The organism is Rugamonas sp., assembly GCF_025354735.1.
In the GTDB taxonomy this organism is placed as follows: Bacteria; Pseudomonadota; Gammaproteobacteria; order Burkholderiales; family Burkholderiaceae_D; genus Rugamonas.
Genome location: NZ_JANXMI010000137.1, coordinates 1 through 16,198, shown reverse-complemented (window position 1 = coordinate 16,198; position 16,198 = coordinate 1). Strand labels below are relative to the sequence as shown.

Annotated in this window: 15 protein-coding genes; all 15 read right to left on the bottom strand. The window is 65.4% G+C overall.

Features of this window, described 5'->3' with window-relative positions:
- Positions 1–665 (bottom strand): glycosyltransferase (locus tag Q0S71_RS11595; protein ID WP_295995298.1); only part of this gene is annotated, 665 nt, incomplete at its 3' end.
- Complete coding sequence (locus tag Q0S71_RS11590; protein WP_295995295.1) at positions 662–1,873, bottom strand: glycosyltransferase family 4 protein; 1,212 nt, start codon at positions 1,871–1,873, stop codon at positions 662–664. The genes Q0S71_RS11595 and Q0S71_RS11590, both read right to left, overlap by 4 nt.
- 39 nt (positions 1,874–1,912) lie before the next feature.
- Entirely contained in the window at positions 1,913–3,058 is a 1,146-nt protein-coding gene (locus Q0S71_RS11585) for a glycosyltransferase family 4 protein (protein WP_295995292.1), read from the bottom strand.
- A 19-nt stretch (positions 3,059–3,077) separates the two neighbouring features.
- Positions 3,078–4,151, bottom strand: a complete 1,074-nt coding sequence (locus tag Q0S71_RS11580; protein ID WP_295995289.1) for a glycosyltransferase family 2 protein — start codon at positions 4,149–4,151, stop codon at positions 3,078–3,080.
- A complete protein-coding gene (locus Q0S71_RS11575; protein WP_295995286.1) occupies positions 4,144–5,679 on the bottom strand; it encodes an O-antigen ligase in 1,536 nt (511 codons plus the stop codon). Before Q0S71_RS11575 ends, Q0S71_RS11580 begins: the two co-directional genes overlap by 8 nt.
- Positions 5,679–6,905 (bottom strand): Coenzyme F420 hydrogenase/dehydrogenase, beta subunit C-terminal domain, encoded by a 1,227-nt coding sequence (locus Q0S71_RS11570; protein WP_295995300.1) that lies wholly within the window; start codon positions 6,903–6,905, stop codon positions 5,679–5,681. The genes Q0S71_RS11575 and Q0S71_RS11570 overlap by 1 nt, the downstream gene beginning before the upstream one ends.
- A complete protein-coding gene (locus Q0S71_RS11565) occupies positions 6,883–8,070 on the bottom strand; it encodes a polysaccharide pyruvyl transferase family protein (RefSeq protein WP_295995282.1) in 1,188 nt (395 codons plus the stop codon). The genes Q0S71_RS11570 and Q0S71_RS11565 overlap by 23 nt, the downstream gene beginning before the upstream one ends.
- Positions 8,071–8,073: 3 nt before the next feature.
- On the bottom strand, positions 8,074–9,360 hold the full coding sequence (locus Q0S71_RS11560; RefSeq protein WP_295995279.1) for a lipopolysaccharide biosynthesis protein: 1,287 nt from the start codon (positions 9,358–9,360) through the stop codon (positions 8,074–8,076).
- Between the two features lie 111 nt (positions 9,361–9,471).
- Positions 9,472–10,158 carry an exosortase-associated protein EpsI, B-type gene (gene epsI, locus Q0S71_RS11555; RefSeq protein WP_295995274.1) on the bottom strand — a complete coding sequence of 229 codons (687 nt, stop codon included), beginning with the start codon at positions 10,156–10,158 and terminating at the stop codon, positions 9,472–9,474.
- The gene (gene xrtB, locus Q0S71_RS11550) at positions 10,155–11,072 is read right to left on the bottom strand and encodes an exosortase B (protein ID WP_295995271.1); all 918 of its coding nucleotides are present in this window, start codon (positions 11,070–11,072) and stop codon (positions 10,155–10,157) included. Before xrtB ends, epsI begins: the two co-directional genes overlap by 4 nt.
- Entirely contained in the window at positions 11,072–11,947 is an 876-nt protein-coding gene (gene epsG, locus Q0S71_RS11545) for a chain length determinant protein tyrosine kinase EpsG (protein WP_295995269.1), read from the bottom strand. The genes xrtB and epsG overlap by 1 nt, the downstream gene beginning before the upstream one ends.
- A 15-nt stretch (positions 11,948–11,962) precedes the next feature.
- Positions 11,963–13,372, bottom strand: coding sequence for a chain length determinant protein EpsF (gene epsF, locus Q0S71_RS11540; RefSeq protein WP_295995266.1), 1,410 nt, complete (start codon positions 13,370–13,372; stop codon positions 11,963–11,965).
- 70 nt (positions 13,373–13,442) lie between these two features.
- The gene (gene epsE / locus Q0S71_RS11535; protein WP_295995263.1) at positions 13,443–14,231 is read right to left on the bottom strand and encodes a polysaccharide export protein EpsE; all 789 of its coding nucleotides are present in this window, start codon (positions 14,229–14,231) and stop codon (positions 13,443–13,445) included.
- 65 nt (positions 14,232–14,296) lie between these two features.
- Positions 14,297–15,274, bottom strand: a complete 978-nt coding sequence (locus Q0S71_RS11530) for an EpsD family peptidyl-prolyl cis-trans isomerase (protein WP_295995260.1) — start codon at positions 15,272–15,274, stop codon at positions 14,297–14,299.
- 190 nt (positions 15,275–15,464) lie between these two features.
- On the bottom strand, positions 15,465–16,198 hold a 734-nt coding region (locus tag Q0S71_RS11525), incomplete at its 5' end, for an undecaprenyl-phosphate glucose phosphotransferase (protein WP_295995257.1).

Genomic DNA, 16,198 nt, shown 5'->3' with positions numbered 1-16,198 from the left:
AGCGCGATCAGGCGCCGGCACAGCTCGACCATCGGGCGGCTGCCCTTGCGGCGTTCGATGCGGCCGCAAAACAGCACGTCGATATCCTTGTCGACCATGGCGTCGGGCACGAAGCGGTCGATGTCGACGCCGTTGGGGATGATGGCCATGGGTCCGCGGTAGCCGTAGCGCAGCACTTCCTGCCTGCCCTGCTCGGACAGGGTGATGACGCTGCGCACGCGGCGGAAGATGAAGTGTTCCATGCGGAACTTGATCCACAGCGACAGCGCGCTCCACTGGCCCTGGAACAGCGGCTGCTCGTAATAGCGGCCGGACATGCCGAGATAGGTGGTGTGGGCCGTCAGCAGCACCGGGACTTCGCGCGGCAGCAGCAGACCGGGGATCAGCGGCGGAAAGTGGAAGTTGACGGCGCTGATGCGTCCCTGCGCGTACCAGGTTCGCAGCAGCTTGCGCACTTTCAGACTCCACTCGATCAGGCTAAAACGGTTCGAGGTAAACGCGATGTGGACGATTTCCACGCCGCGATAGCTGCGCTGGTCGCGCAGTTCGTCGCCGGTGACGAGAATCACGCCCGGATGGTCGGGCGGCAAATTGGCGAGGAAGGAATCGAGGTAGCGGGCGATCCCGCCGACGCCGTAAAACTGCGGATAGACGATGGCGATCATGGCGCGCCCCCCAGCAGCAGGCGCAGCTCGCCCACCAGGCGCTCCCAGCTGAAGGCGGCGATGACGCGGGCGCGCGCCTGCTGTTCGATGCGGCGCATGCGCTCGGGCGCGGCCAGCAGCGCCGTCACGGCCGCGACGATGGCGGCGGCGTCGTCGGGCGCCACCAGCACGCCGGTTTCGCCGTCGCGCACCAGCTCGGGCACGCCGCCGACGGCGGTGCTGACCAGGCAGGTGCCCGAGGCCATCGCCTCCAGCACCACCAGCGGACAGGGGTCTTGCCACACCGACGGCACGACGATGATGTCGGCCGCCGCGTACAGGTATTTGAGTTGCTCGTGCGGCAAAAAGCCGGTGAAGATGATGGCGTCCTTGACCGGCGCCGCCAGCGCCACCAGCTCGCGCATATACGGCGTGGTGGCCGCGCCCTGGAAGAAGGAGGAGCCGGCGATCACCAGCCGGGTCGCGGGATGGTCGCGGTGCAGCGTCTTGAAGGCGTCGATCAGCACGTGCACGCCCTTGATCCCGGCCAGGCGGCCGACGTAGAGCAGGTAGCGCAGCGCCGGGTCGAAGGGCAGCACCGGCCGCAGCCGCGCGGCCGCCTCCTCGCCGTAGGGCTTGAAGATGGCGGGCTCGGTCGCGTTCAACAGCACGGTGAACTTGTCGGCGTATTCGGGGAACAGGCGCAGCGCGCGGCGGCGGATATAGTCGCTGACGCAGATGACCTGGTCGGTCCTGGCCAGCGCGCGCCGGTAGAACGGGCGCAGCAGCGCCATCGACAGGTGGTCGTTATGCATGTGCAGCACCAGCTTCTGGCCGGGCCGCTTGTCGATGAAGAACAGCAGATTCGGTTCGTTCTGGACGTTGATGATGTCGACCTCCATGGCGCGCAGCAGCGCGCCGGCGCGGCGGCCGTAGGAATAGACGTTCTGGATCTTGGCCAGGTAGCGCAGCGGATTGCGCCACGTCACCCTGTCCTTGAGGCGGGCGAAGAATTTTTCCGTACGGGTCCAGGGGATGGCGACATGGGTTAGGCCATCGTGGCCGGCCTCAGCCCCCCCCACCTCGCCGGCCGGGCGCGACAGCACCGTGACCCGGGTCTGCGGACCGCTCAGGCGCTGGAACGCTTCCTGCACCCAGTGTTCGACGGCGCCGCCCTGCACCGGCGGCACAGGCAACAACTCGGGAACGACAACGGCGATAACAAGCACTACTCTCTCCTTCAAGGCAAAAATCGGATGGCGGCCGCGCTAGGCCGCCAGATAGCGCAGGTGGGCGGCGGCGATGTGCGGCCACTGGTATTTGGCGCCGTTGGCCTTGAGCTCGGCGACATAGCTGTCGTAGCCGTCGCGCATCTGGACGATGGCTTGCGCCAGCGCGGCGGCCGGATCGGCGCCGGCCAGCACGATGCCGGACCAGTCGCGCAGCGTTTCGGCGAAGTCGCCGATGTCGGTGGCGAGGATGGGACGGTCGAAGGCCATGGCCAGCTTGATGACGCCGCTCGTCGTCCCCTCCAGGTAGGGCAAGGCCACGGCATGGGCCGCCGTGAAATAATATTGCACGCGCTCGAAGGGGACCTGCGTGTCGTGCAGGACGACGTTGGGCGCGCCGGCGTAGCGGTCCAGCTCGGCGGACACGGCGGCCGGCATGCCGCCGCCGCGCCCGCCGGCCACGACGAATTTGATGCGCGGCTCGTGGCGCAGCAGCGCGCTGGCGCGCAGGAATTCGAGTATGCCCTTGCGCACGTCGATGTGGCCGAAGAACAGCACGGTGAAATCGTCGGCGTCCAGCTGCGGCAGCTGGCGCAGCGCGTCGGCCCGGGTCAGCGGCGCCAGGCGGAAGATGTCGTAGATCCCGTGCGGCACCACCAGCGGCGCCGTCGTCACGCCCATCTCGCGCAAGCCCTGGGCGGCGCGGTCGGAGTGCACCACCAGGCGCTCGAAGCGGCGGTAAAACGCGGCGCAAAAAGCCCGGCTCCACCTCCTGGGGTCGTGCGGCAGCAGGTCGTGCACGGTGAGCGCGGTGCGGATGCCGGCCAGGCGCAGTAGCGCGATCAGCGGCGCTTCCAGCAGCGGCCACTTGAGCCAGGACTGGAACAGCACGACGTCGGGCTTTTCCCTCAGCGTATAGGCGATGAAGCGCAGCAGGTCGAGCGGATACAGCAGCGTGCGGCGGAACACGCGGTGGCAGCGGAACGCCACCTGGTAGCGCGCCGGATCATAGCTGCGGGCCGTCACCAAGGTGACGTCGGCCAGCGCGTCGAGCGCGCGGCACAGCGAGACGGCGTAGTCGGTGATGCCGCTGTCGCCGGAAAAAGAGACGACGTGGATGCGCAGCGCTGAACGAACGGGAGCGGAGTCGGGAACGGAATCGGGAACGGAGTCGGAAGCGGTCATGGACGGACGGGCGGCGCCATCAGGGCGCGCGTTTTTGATGGTTCAGACCGGACGGCGGCAATCCCAGCATGGCGATCAGCGACCACTTGATTTCAAAAAAGTCGCGCCGCAGCAGCGCCCGCGCCATTTCCAGCAGCATGTTCAGATACAGCAACGGCAGCCGCGCGGCGTAAAAGCGGCGCATGAACTTGATGCGGTTGCGCTGTAAATAATACAGGGCCACGGCGGAAATCTTGCCGCGCCCGGCGGTGCCGATGGAGCCGCCCTCCTTGTGGTAGACCACGCTGAGCGGGGCATAGGCGAGGCGGTAGCGGCCGGCGGCCCGGCGGGCCCAGTCGAATTCCTCGTAGTAGAGGAAATAATCCTCGGCCATCAGCCCGACGTCGCGCAGGAAGGACCTACTCAACATCATCGAAGCGCCGTTCACATAGGCCAGCTGGCGTTCGACGGCGGCGCCGTCGATGGCGGCGGCGGCTGGCTGGTCGGCGCCGACCGGCATGGCGCGGCAGCGCAGCGCCCGGTAGCTGCTGCCGCCCAGGGCCTGCACCCGCTGCGGTGCGTAATAGTGGCGCAGCGTGGAGCCGCAGATGCCGGCGCCGGGGTCGGCCCGCAGGTGTTCGACGAGGCGGCGCAGCGCGTCCGCCTCGATGACGGTGTCGTTGTTGAGCAGCCAGAAGTATTCGTTGCGCGGATCGGCCAGCGCGTGGCGCAGGCCGACGTTGTTGCCGCCGGCGAAACCGAGGTTGGCGCCGGTGGCGATCAGCGTCAGCGCGGCCGTTTCACTGTCGGCATCGGCGCCCGTCTCCGCCCTATCCCGCTCGGCGGCGGCGCGGTCCAGTTCGATGTAGCGCAGCGGCCTGGCCAGCGCCGTGCCGCGCAGGCGGTCGAAGGCCGGGGTGGCGGCGCCGGCCGCCAGCGTGCCGTCGGCCCAGGCCTTGATGCGCTCCAGCGAGCCGTCGCTGGAGGCGTTGTCGCAGACCACCACCCGGAAATTCGGGTAGTCGCTGCGCAACACGCTCTCCAGGCATTCCACCGTATCCCGCCAGCCGTTCCAGTTCAGCAGAACGACGCAGACGCCGGCGCTGTCATGCATGGCCGACGGCGTCGCGCGACTGCTGCATATGCTCCTTGAGTACGATCAGGATGGCGAAGCCGACGAAGACGAAGGTCAGGTTCTTGTCGATCGACAGCACGGTCTTGGTCACCAGCACGCCGAGGATGGACAAGCCCAGCATGCCGCCCAGTATCCGCGTCTCGTCCGGTCCCTGGGTGAAGTACATGCGCACGCCCATCCAGCAGAAACCGGCCGTGAACAAGATGTACAGGGCGGCGCCGGGCAGGCCGGAATCGAGCGCCAGCGTCAGGTAGTAATTGTCGACCGACATGCGGCCGCGCGAGGACTTGAAGCCCAGCTCACCATTGCCGACGCCGACGCCATAGCCGAGCAGCGGTTCTTTCTGGATCTTCGGCACGGCGGCGCGCATTTGCAGCAAACGGCTGGTACTGCTGCCGCGCTCGCCGCCATTGCGTCCCTGGATCAGCTGGGTGACCACCGAGGCCGAGGCCAGCGTGCCCATCACCAGCGCGATCAGGGCCAGGATGGAGAAAAACGCCTTCAGCGACATATTGCCGTCCTGGACGTTACGCAGGAAATACAGGCCGGACGACAGCACCATGATGGCGCCGCCGGTCAGGATGGCGGAGCGCGTGCCGGACATCAGGATCACGCCGAACAGCAGGGGCACGCCCACCAAGCAAGCCAGGCGCACGCTCTTGCGCGCCGCCGTCATGGCGCCGAAGGTCACCAAGGGCAGCATGAAGACCACGTATTCGGCCAGCACCATCGGGTGCTCGAAGGTCGCTTGCACGCGGTTGCCGCCGTCGCGCAATTTATCGGCCAGCACGGCGGCCTGCATGTCGGCGTAGTCGGCGTTGGCCGGCACCAGCTTGGCGAACAGATTGTGGCCGGCGAAATGTTCGGCGACCGACACCAGCACGATGCCGAGGGCGGCGTAGACCAGCAGCATGACGAGGCGGCGGGCGGCGCCGGTGTCGCGCAGGGCGGCCAGCGTGACGTAGAAGGCCAGGTAGTAATAAATGGCTTCCCATACGAACTGGACCAGCGACGGTATCGGGAACGGCGACGCGCCGGCCGAGATCAGCCGCCACGCCATGTACAGCATCAGCACCGTCAGTTGCCAGCCGCCCAGGCGGATCCGGCTCCAGAAGCGCGCGCCCATGACCGACGACGACATCACCTTGTAGACCCACAGCATGGCGATGCCCATCATCAAGAGACGCTTGGGGTCGAGGCTGGGCAAGCCGTGGAAGGAGAAGAACACATAGGGCGGCCAGAAGATCGAGATCATCAGCGCCAACAGCAGCAGGTGGTTGAGCCACAGGCCGGGATCGCCCTTTTGCTTGGGCGCCGACCAGATCACCGAGAAAAACAGCGGCACCAGCATCACCACCACCAGCCGGGCGGCGATGGAGGGGTCGATGCCGGTGACGGCGCCGACGAAGAACGCCGACAGGATGATGACCAGAAGGCCGCCGATGAGCGCAGCCCAGGCCGCGATTTTGCCGCGCTGTGGTCTGCTGTGCGAGGAATAGCTTGCCATTAGTTGTTACCTGTTTTTTTACTTGTTAATGTCAGGCGCTTGACCATGCCCAGGAAATTCCTGGCATTGGCCACCACCCCCCCCATGCTGGCAGTGCGCAACAGGCGCAGTTGCCGATACCGTGGCGTCGCCCGCCCCATGACCCTCAGGGCCATCAGGCGCGACCAGACCATTTCCTTGCGATTGCGCTGGTAAGGCTGCATTTTGGCGATCTCGGCCACCGGCAAGGCTTGCATCGCCAGGTAGCCGGCCGCCACGCAGGCATGCAGCAGCGCCTCGCCGTGATCGTTGCGCGACAGGATCAGGCTGCGGCCCTGCTGCTCGCTGAAATCGGGATAGCCGTCCTTGCCGTACCAGGCGTCGGCACAGACGACGTCGGCGAACTCGCCGGTGCCGTCGGGACAGATCTTGCACCGCGCCTGCAAGTGGCGGTTCAAGATCGTGCCCCACGACGTAGCATAGTCGATCTCGCTCACCTTGCCATCGTGGGTTTCGACCCGCGTCATGCCGGGCCAGCCGTTGCCGCGATAGGCGAAGCGGCGCACGTCCCGGCGCGCCACGCCGACGCGGTCGAGGATGGCGTACGTGCCTTCCATGCTGGGCACGCCGGCGCACATGAAGGACAGCATATAGGCCACCTTCTCGGCCACCAGCGGCTGGTGGCGCGCGTACTGGCGCAGCGCCGCCACGTCGCAGGGCTTGCCGACGAAGGCGAAGCGGCCCGGCTGTGCCAGCAGCGCGTCGATGCCGCTCAGCGGCGCCGACGGCGCGTAGCGCGAACCGGCCGCGGCCAGCACGTCGGCGCGGTTGCGGCTCAATTTGATTTCATTATGCAAAGGCTCGCTGTCGGAAGCGCCGATGTGCAGCACATAATCGACTTGTCCGGTTTCGAGCAGATAGGCCAGCAGCGCCGACAGCACGCCGCCCGAGGAGCCGGCGTGGCGCAACTGGGCGTCCTCGGCATGGCCGACGCGCACGGCGCGCAGCGGCCCCCACAGCGCATCGTAGGCGACATCGCTGGGCGCGTGGGCCAGGCCTATGCCGGGGCAGACCTGCTCGACCAGGCGCTCTTGCGCGCGCGTGAGCGGTTGCAGCAGCGTCGGGCGCAGATAGCCGGCGCCGTCGAGCGCCATGCGGGCGCTGCCGGCGCTGACCGAGGCGCACAGGCCGCAGCCGGCGCACAGGCCGTCGGCGCTGATTTGCTCAAGCAAGGGCAGCTTGTCCATTTTGTCCACTTAAGGTCCTCAGCGTTTGTTCAACAAAATCCTCATACCGGACCAGCTTGGCGTCCGCGATCACATTGCCGCGGTCGACGGCCAGCTTGAGCGCGTCGCGCTGGTCGAGCGAGCGTATCACCAGATCGTGGATGGTTTGCGTGTCGGCGGCCTTGCAGTCGCCGTAGTGGACGTAGTCGAGCGCGGCGAACAGGCCGTTGAACTTGCGGCTGTAGGCCAGCGGCACCACCGGCACGCCGCTGGAAAAGGCGGCGATGCAGGCGTGCATGCGGGCGCCCGTGAAAAAGTCCATGCCGGAAATGAAGGACTTGGCTTCGCCCGGCGAGCCGAAACGCGGCGCCAGGCGCAGGGCCGGATATTGCTCCTGCAATTGCTGCGAGACGCGGTAATCGTCCTCCACCGGCAGCGAATCGGCCAGCACGTGGGGCACCAGCCACACCGTGCAATCGCCGCGCGCCAGCAGGGTCTGGATCAACTGGTGGATCAACGCTGGGTAGTCGACGCTCAGGCCCAGCTCGTTGGCGCCCGTGTAGCCGCCGTTGAACAGCAGGCCGGACACGTTGATGCCGACGGCCAGCGGGCCCGGCGTTTTCGGCGGGCGCTGGAACGGCAGGCGGAAGGCGACGTCAACCACCTGGTCGGCCTTGGCGCTCAGGCCGTTCTCGCGCAGGTAGTCGAAGGACAGGCCGTCGCGCGCGAAGATGCGGCTGCAACGGCGCATCACGGCGTTGGCCAGCAGGCGGCTGCCGCGGCGCTCGAACGGGCCTATGGTTTGCGGGCTGAGGATCAGCGGGCGGCGGCGGAACAGCGCCACCAGCTTGCCGAAGGTCAGCATGCGCAGGCGGCGGGTGCCGTAGATGTCGGTGAAGCTGTCGCCTTCGCCGATGTCGAACACGACGTCGCACTCGCCGATCTGGCGCGGGAACGGCGAAATGCCGGCCAGCGTGCGCTTGATCGAAATCGGCACGCCGCGTTCGATGGCGCCATCGCCGGCGAAGTAATTCTTGCTGCCGTCGGTGCCGAACACGCGGAAGCGCACGGCCACGCCGGCCCGCGCGGCCGCCTGGCGGATGATGGCGATCTGCGATTCCGTCAACGCACCGACGCCGAGGTTATCCGAGGTCGTCGAGTGCCAAAGTAAGCCGATAAGTAGCATGTTTTAAGTCTTCAATAAAAATAAGGCCGCCGCCAGCACGCAGCCGGCCAGCGCGCCGCTGCCAGGGCTGAAGCCGGTCGGGATGTTTCTCAACAACAAAGTCGCCGTGTACAGCAGCAACAAGGCCATGGCCGTCAGCGACAGCGACATCAGCATGCCGCTCAGGCCGAAGTGGGCGATCAGGGCCGGCGCGCTGCCCAGCAGCACGGCCAGCGCCACGATCTGGGCCCACACCCGTATGCTCTGCGATCCGGTGGCCGTCAGCAGCACACCTTGCGAGGCGGCCACGTAGCGCAGCAGCATCAGCAGGCCGATATAGGGCCACAGCGGCGTGAGCGCCTGGTATTTGACGCCATACAGCACCGCCGTCACGGGGCCGCCCAGCAGCGCGAAGCCGCACCAGCCGGCCACGCCGAGGCCCAGCATCTGGAAATTGAGCTTGCCGGCGATCTTGGCGAGCTGTTCGCGCTGGTTCAACTGGCCGGCGATGGCCGGCAGGTAGACGTTGGCCAGCACCGGCGAAAACTGCATGGCGCCCTGTAAAAAACGCATGCCGGCCTGGTACACGCCGACGCTGGCCGGACCCAGGTAGTGGTTGATGATCAGGGTGTCGACTTGCTGGAAAAAACTGCCGAAGCCGGCGTCGACCGCGTAGGCGAAGCTGGTGCGCAGCGTGGCCAGGCCGCTGGACGGCGTGTGGCCGCGCAGCGCGATGGGCGCGACGCGCCGGCGCAGCGCGCGCCACGACCAGACCATGCCGACCAGGCGCGAGACGACGAAACCGGCGGCCAGCGTCAACAGGCTGCAACCGAGGCTGGCCATGCCGCACAGCAAAGCGAAGTGCAGCACCGAGCTGGCGGTGGCGATCTTGGTTTCTTCGTGAAACTTGCCGACGCCGCGAAAGGCGACCAGGAAGAACTCGCCGAAGGAAGCCAGTATGGCCGACAGGAACAGCAGGCCGAAGATGGGCAGGTCGGGCAGGCGCTGCGGCCATGCCACGAAATACAGCGCGCTCAGCCCGAGCATCGGCAGCAACAACAGCAGGCGCGCGTACAGCACCCGGCCCATGATGCGGCCGACGTCGGCCGGGTCGCGGCCGATTTCGCGCAACATCTGCGGGGCGAAGCCATAATCGAGCAGCAACAGGAACAGCGTCGACAGCGTGAAGTTATAGAAAAAACGCCCGAACTCCTCCGGTCCGTACAAGCGCGCCAGCGCGATGAACAAGACCATGGACGAGAGCAGGCGCACCGCCGTCGAGGCCGCCATAAAACCGGTATTTTTAATCATGCCTAGTCGCTACATCCCAGAAATATCGAGCTGCCCGCGCGGACGCCGCCGCCCGTCGCCACCGGGCCGGATGGCATGCCTCCGTCCCGCAGCCCACTTGTACGCGACCGTTTATAAGGGCATCGAACCGATCAGCCTGGCCCGGCCATCCTTGCTCACGCCGGCCAACATGTCGGCGATAAAATGCTGCTGCAACTGGTAGGCGCCGGCCGCTTCGTTGTCGATGGACGAGACGCGCACCAGCATGCCGTCGGGCACGTTGCCGGTGAAGCCGTAACGCAGCTGCTGCAAGCGCTGGCTCATGCCAGGATTGATGGCCCGGTCGCCCACCGTGATCCAGTAGGTGATCGGTTCGTTGCGCGCGCCCTGCACCGCCACCAGCCGCCGCACCGGCAGCGTGCCGAAGGCGGTCGGCAAGGCGCCGACGTTGTTGCTCGTCACATTGAAACCCTGGGCCACGTAGCACAGCTCCGGCCGGTGCACGGCCATGTTGTCGCTCTGGTCGCCGCCATAGGCGATCGACAGCATGATGCGCTCGCCCTTGCTGTCGATATAAGTGCGCGACAGGGTCTGGTTGTAAATCATGTTGAGGCGGGCCTGGGTGCTGGGGTCGACCTTGAGCGGCACGATGCTGTTGTCCTCGGTCCAGTCGCCAAAGCGCAGCGGGATCATGGTTTCGAGGTCGAAGCGGCCTTTTTGGTCGGCCATCTTGTGGGTCGGCTTGAGCGCCTGCGTGACGGCGCTGGTGACGACCATGGACAAACCCAGCACGATGCTGGCGACGGTGGAGCGGTTCATAGCGCCTCCTTGGGCAGGGCCGCGGCCTGGCGTTTCTTGGCGAACCATTGCAACAGCGTGTCCAGGGCCAGGATCAGGGACAGCGCGCTGACGAACAGGACCATGCCGGCGAAGCCGTGCAGGAAGCCCTGGCCGGCGGCGTCGCCGAAGTAATAGGTAATCAGTACCAGCACGATCACGCGGATCACGTTGGCGGTGAAGGAAATCGGAATGATCAGCAGGCCCAGCAGCACGTTGCGGAACACCAGCGTGGTGCGCACCACATTCAGGTACAGCAGGCCCAGCGCTTCCAGCGTCAGCAGCGTCTGCAGGCCGGCGCAGGCGTCGGCCACCAGCAGCTGGTATTGGCCGATCTGCAAGATCACGCCGCTGCGGGCGATGGGATAGTCGAAGGCGTATAGCAGTTGTTCCGTCACATAGGAGACGGCCAGCTTCATCGGCAGCGTCAGTATGCTGACCAGCTCGCCGGGCAGCGGTATCATGAACAGCATGAAGAAGAAGGCGAACCAGTGGGTCTTGAGGGCGCCGGCGCCGCGTTTGACCAGCAGCACGGCGGCGCTGATCCACAGGAAGGAAAAGATTTCGAAGGACAGGATTTGCTGCGATCGTCCGACGATGTAGAACAGGCTGCCCACCAGCAGCAGCAGCCAGCCGGCGCGCGAACCGGGCTGGCCTTCGCTGCGCGTCAGCATGAGCTGCCACTGGCGGCTCAGCAGCCACAGCGACATGGCCAGGATGATGGGTCCGTGGGCCTGTTCCTCGGTCGACCAGGCGCCGCGGAACAGGTCGTACAGCGACGGCAGATACAGCAGCGCCATGCCGGCCGCGATGGGCCACCAGTGGGTCCACCATGGCGGCGACGTGCGCGCCACAGAGGCCTCGCTCAACCCGCTCAGGCCGTCCTGGATCTTCATCAAAAATCGACCATGACCGCGCCGACCACCTTGGCGCCACTGTGGGTCAACTGTTCGGTCATCGCATCGATGTCCGACACCAGCGTTTCGTTCTTGCGCGCCACCAGCAGGACGCCGCCCACGCGCGAGGCGATGGCCAGCGCGTCGGCGCCGGCCGAGAACGGCGGCACGTCGTACAGCACGACGTCGTGGCGCGCTTCGATCTGCTCGGTCATCGCGCGGAACGATGGACGGCTCAGCAACTCTTGCGGGTTGGGCGGCAGCGTGCCGGCGTTGAGCAGCGACAGCGACACGAAGGCGCCGATCTTGTTGCTCGTCGTGTCCAGTTCGGCGCGTCCGGCCAGCGCATCCGACAAGCCCTGGCGCGACGGGCTGTTGAAGATGGTGTGCTGCGACGGATTGCGCAGGTTGGCGTCGACCAGCAGGGTGTTTTCACCGAGCTGGGAGAACACCACGGCCAGGTTGGCGACGAAGGTGCTGACGCCGTCGCCGGGATTGATGCCGGCCACGACCAGCGACTTGTGGCTGGCGAACCAGCGCAGCATCAGCTGGCTGCGCACGGCGCGCAAGATCTCGACCTGCGGGCTGAACGGCTCGTAGGCGGCCACCAGCAGCGGCGAATACTGCGACTCGCCCTTGAGCAGGTAGGGATAGTCGAACTGGCGCGCCAGCACGTGCTGGATGTCGGCTTCGGTGATCAGGCCCAGGCGCTGCGCCGCTTCGCCGAAACGTATGCCCAGTTCTTTTTGCATGCGCAAGACGCGCTCGGCGTTCTCGGGCGTGATTTTCCCCGACTCGAGCAAGAGTCCGCCGATACTGGAGTCCCCGCGCGCGGGAAACGACGGCGTGGAAGTGGAAAGCGCGGAAGGGTTCATGGTGATGTCCATCGGTTAGTTCAAGCGTAAGCGATTAGAGGAAAAGAGCTTTTTGAAGCCGCTCTGGCGACGCGTCGACGCGTTCCAGTCGATCACGCCCAGCACCGGCGCACCGAGCGCCTGCGCCAGGTCGGTGTCGGAACGGATGCGGCGGTTCAGCATCTCGGCCAGCAAGCCGAAGCCCAGGCCCAGCAGGGTGCCGAGGAAGATCGACAGCACCGTGTTCAAGACCAGCTTGGGCGAACTCGGGTCGATCGGCGGCGTGGCCGGGTTCAGCACCGAAATGTCGGACTGGTCGGCCTGGCCTTCGATCGAGGTCTGCGACAGGCGCTGCGAGACGGTGTCGAAGGCGCGCTGGGCGCTTTCCACGTCTTTTTGCAGGGCGCCCATTTCGTCGCGGGTGCGGTTCAGTTCCAGCACCTTGTTCTTTTGCTGCTCGAGCGCGCTGCGCACCGACGCTTCACGCTGTTGCAGGATGGAGGCGTTGTTGCGCACGCTGTTCGACGTGGCGCGCACCTGGCGCTCCAGCTCGGCGCGCATTTTCTCGACCTCGGCCTTGGCGCTCAGGTATTGCGGGTGGTTTTTGTCGAGGCGCTGGCTCACTTCGGCCAGTTTCGATTCCGAGGCGCTGAGCGAGGCGCGCAGGTTCTGGATCAGCGGATTGGCGACGACGTCCGGGGACTCGCCGGACTCGCCGTTGATGGCCATGTGCTGACGCGAATTGGCTTCGGCCACGGCGCCCTGCGCCATCACCAGCTGGGTCGACAGGTCGTTGAGGCGATTCGATTCGACGTCGAGGCGGTTGTCGACGCTGACGATGCCGTGTTCCTGCTGGTATTTCGAGAGCCGGCTCTGGGCCGTTTCGGCGGCGTCGCGCAGCAGCTTGGTCTGTTCATTGAAATAGCCGGAGGCTTTTTTCAGCGGTTCGACGCGCAGCTGGATGCTGACCTTCTGGTATTCATCGGCGAAGGCGTTGGCGACGGCGGCCGCGAATTGCGGATCGCTGCCCTTGAAGCTGATTTCGACGACGCTGCTTTCGCGCGCCGGTTCGATATCGAGCTTTTTCAGCAGCAGGCCGGCCAGCCAGTCGCGCACGGTGCCCTTGCCTTCCGTCGCTTCATTGAATTCGGCGATCACGGCCGGGCTGTTGGCCAGGTGCAGGGAATCGACGACGCGCAGGGCCACGTTCTTGCTGGTGATAATGTCGATCTGGGTCGCCATATAGCCGGGCAACAACTGGCCCGGCATGGTCAAGCCCGTCAGCGGGTCGACGCCCTTGTAATTGAGCAGTACCGACGAGGTCGCTTTATAAGTCTTCGGCAAAATCAGGCTGATGACGACCGTCGTCAGCACGGTGATGAACAGCGTCAGCAAAATGACTTTCTTGCGTGCGCGCAGTATCAAGAGGAACTGGGAAAAATTCATGGTCGGGCTTTCATATCACGGCAATGATGGAACAAACGGCGGGCCGCCAGCGGCGGCGCCGCCGGCGCGATTAAAACAGGCTTTCCTGGACGTAGACGACGTCGTCCATGCGCACCACGTCGTCTTGCTTGGCGCTGATGATTTCGATTTTGCCGCTGGCGTCGCGGCGTTTGATACGGATGCCGCGCTCGGTGCCGCGCGGCGTCAAGCCGCCGCCGGCCGACAGCGCCTGCAAGATCGTCATGTCGCGTTCCAGCCGCACCGGGCCGGGACGTTGCACTTCGCCATAGATGTAGAAGCGCGGCGCGCGTTCGACGTAGATGACGTCGTCGGCCTGCAGGTCGACATCGTGTTGCAGGTCGCCGGCGCGCACCATGTCGAGCAGGTCGATGACTTCGCGCGTGGTCTTGCCGTCGTGCTTGCGCAGCAGCACCAGGGCGTCGCCGCCCTCGGCGCTGACGCCGCCGGCCAGGGCCAGCACTTCCAGCACGCTGCGCTTGCCGTCCACCGGATAGCGGCCGGGACGGTTCACCTGGCCCAGCACGGAAGCCTGCTGGCTCTGCTGCACGGTGACGATGATGTTGACCTGGGCCTGGCGCACGAAGCCGCCGCTTTGCAGCAGGCCGCTCAATTTCTTCTCGGCCTCGGACACGCCCATGCCGCCGACCTTGACGGCGCCGATCAGCGGAAAGGTGATCGAACCCGATTCGGAAATACGGGTTTCCAGCGCCAGGTCGGGATTGTTATAGACGGTCACCTTGATGACGTCGCCCGCGCCCAGCTGCACATCGGCCGCCATCGCGTTCGACAGCGTCAGCGCCATCAGGGTGGCCAGCGCCCACAGTACGAATCGTTTCATGATTGATCTAACCTTTATTTATTGATAGTAATATTGACAGCAAGCTGTTGAAGACAGTGCATCGGTTACTTCAATCCCGCCACGCCGCGGTCGTTGACGCTGGTGGAGGCGGCGCTGGCGGCGGCGGCCGGCGCGGCCGGCGTGGCCGCGCCCGTCGTCGGCGAGTAGTACACGATCTTGGCGGCGCCGCGCAAACGGGCCAGTTCGGCCGCCGCCGCGTCCTTGGTCTTTTTGTTGTATAGGAATTGCTCGATCTGCGGCGCGGCCGTGGCCAGGGCCACCGGACTGTCCTTGATATCGACCAGGTTCATGATGAGGCTGCGTTCGCCTTCGCGCACGATGAAGATCTGGCCCTTGGGCATGGCTTGCAGCTTGCTGGCCATTTCCGGCGGCAGCTCGGCGCTGGCCCGTGCCAGCGCGGCGCGGCCGAACACGACCTTGTGCGCGTCGAGCCAGGCGGCGACGTCGTCGAGCGACTTGAAGCCGTCCATGGCGGCGCTCAGCTCGGGCGTCAAATCCTTGGTCGCCAGCGTCAGCTCGCGCATTTCGAAGCGCTTGTTGTGGATGAAAAATTCAGGGTGCTTGTCGAAATAGTCGCTGACCTCGGCCTTGGTCGGGCGCGCGGTGGCGCCGACGCGCTTTTGCATATACGCCTGGGCGATGATGAGGGCCTTGGCGCGCTCGATGGCTTGCACCACGACCGGGTCGCGGTCGAGCTTTTGCTTGCCGGCCTCGTCGAGCGCCAGCTGGCGGTCGACCAGCGATTCGAGCAACTGCTTGCTGGCGGCGTCGTGCTGGGCCTGCGGCACGTTGGCGCGCTGCAATTCTTCATTCAGTTGCAACACGGTGATGTCGTTGCCGTTCACGCTGGCCAGGGCCTGGCCCGGCTTCTTGTCCTTGCTGCCGCAGGCGCTCAGCGCCGTCGCGGCCACCAACACCAACACCCAGCCGGCCAGGCGCGTCGCGCGCCGGCCATTGCCGTTGTTCTTACCCATGCCATTGCCACCTTGCAGTCCCGGTGCTGCGATATCGAATTGATTCAAAATAAGATCCTTTTTATATATTCGTCCATGCAGGCGCATCCCACCACCGAGCCGGTTTTCACGGCGCTAGCAGTATGGCCTCTGCAATTGCAATTGTCAATAACATAAATATGTTGATGAAGTAATAAAACAAAATGCCTGCAAAAAACCTGCCACCACACTTACCCTACCTTAGCTTTATATCGCTTGTCTAGTGAGCGTTATGACGCGCCAGTACCACCCGTATCGTGCGCATGATGATCCACACATCGAGCCACAGCGACCAGTTGCGCAGATAGTCGAGGTCGTAGGAAATGCGCGCCTCCATCTTGTCCAGCGTCTCGGTCTCGCCGCGCAGGCCGTTCACCTGGGCCCAGCCGGTAATGCCGGGCTTGACCTTATGGCGCAACATATAGCCCTTAATCAACTTGCGATACTGCTCGTTGTGCGCCACCGCGTGGGGTCGCGGCCCGACGATGCTCATGCGCCCTTGCAGCACGTTGATGAACTGGGGCAACTCGTCGAGCGAGGTGACGCGCAGGAAGCCGCCGATGGACGTCATCCGGCTATCGTTCTTGGTCGCCTGCACCACATGGTCGCCATCCTCGACCACGTTCATGGTGCGGAATTTGTAGACCACGATTTCCTCGCCGTACAGGCCGTAGCGGCGCTGGCGGAAAATCACCGGCCCCGGCGAGGTCAGCTTGACCGCCAGCGCGATGAGCAGCATCAGCGGCATCAGCATGATCTGGATCAGCAGGCCGAGCACGATGTCGCTGGCGCGCTTGACCATGCTGTTGAAGCCCGTGAACGGACTTTCGCAGATGGCGATCACCGGCATGCCGCCGACGTTGTCGAAGCGCGCCTGCATCAGGTCGAAGACGTAGATATCGGGCAGGAAATACACCGACGCCGTGGTGTCCTGCAACTCGTCGAGCAGCTTGC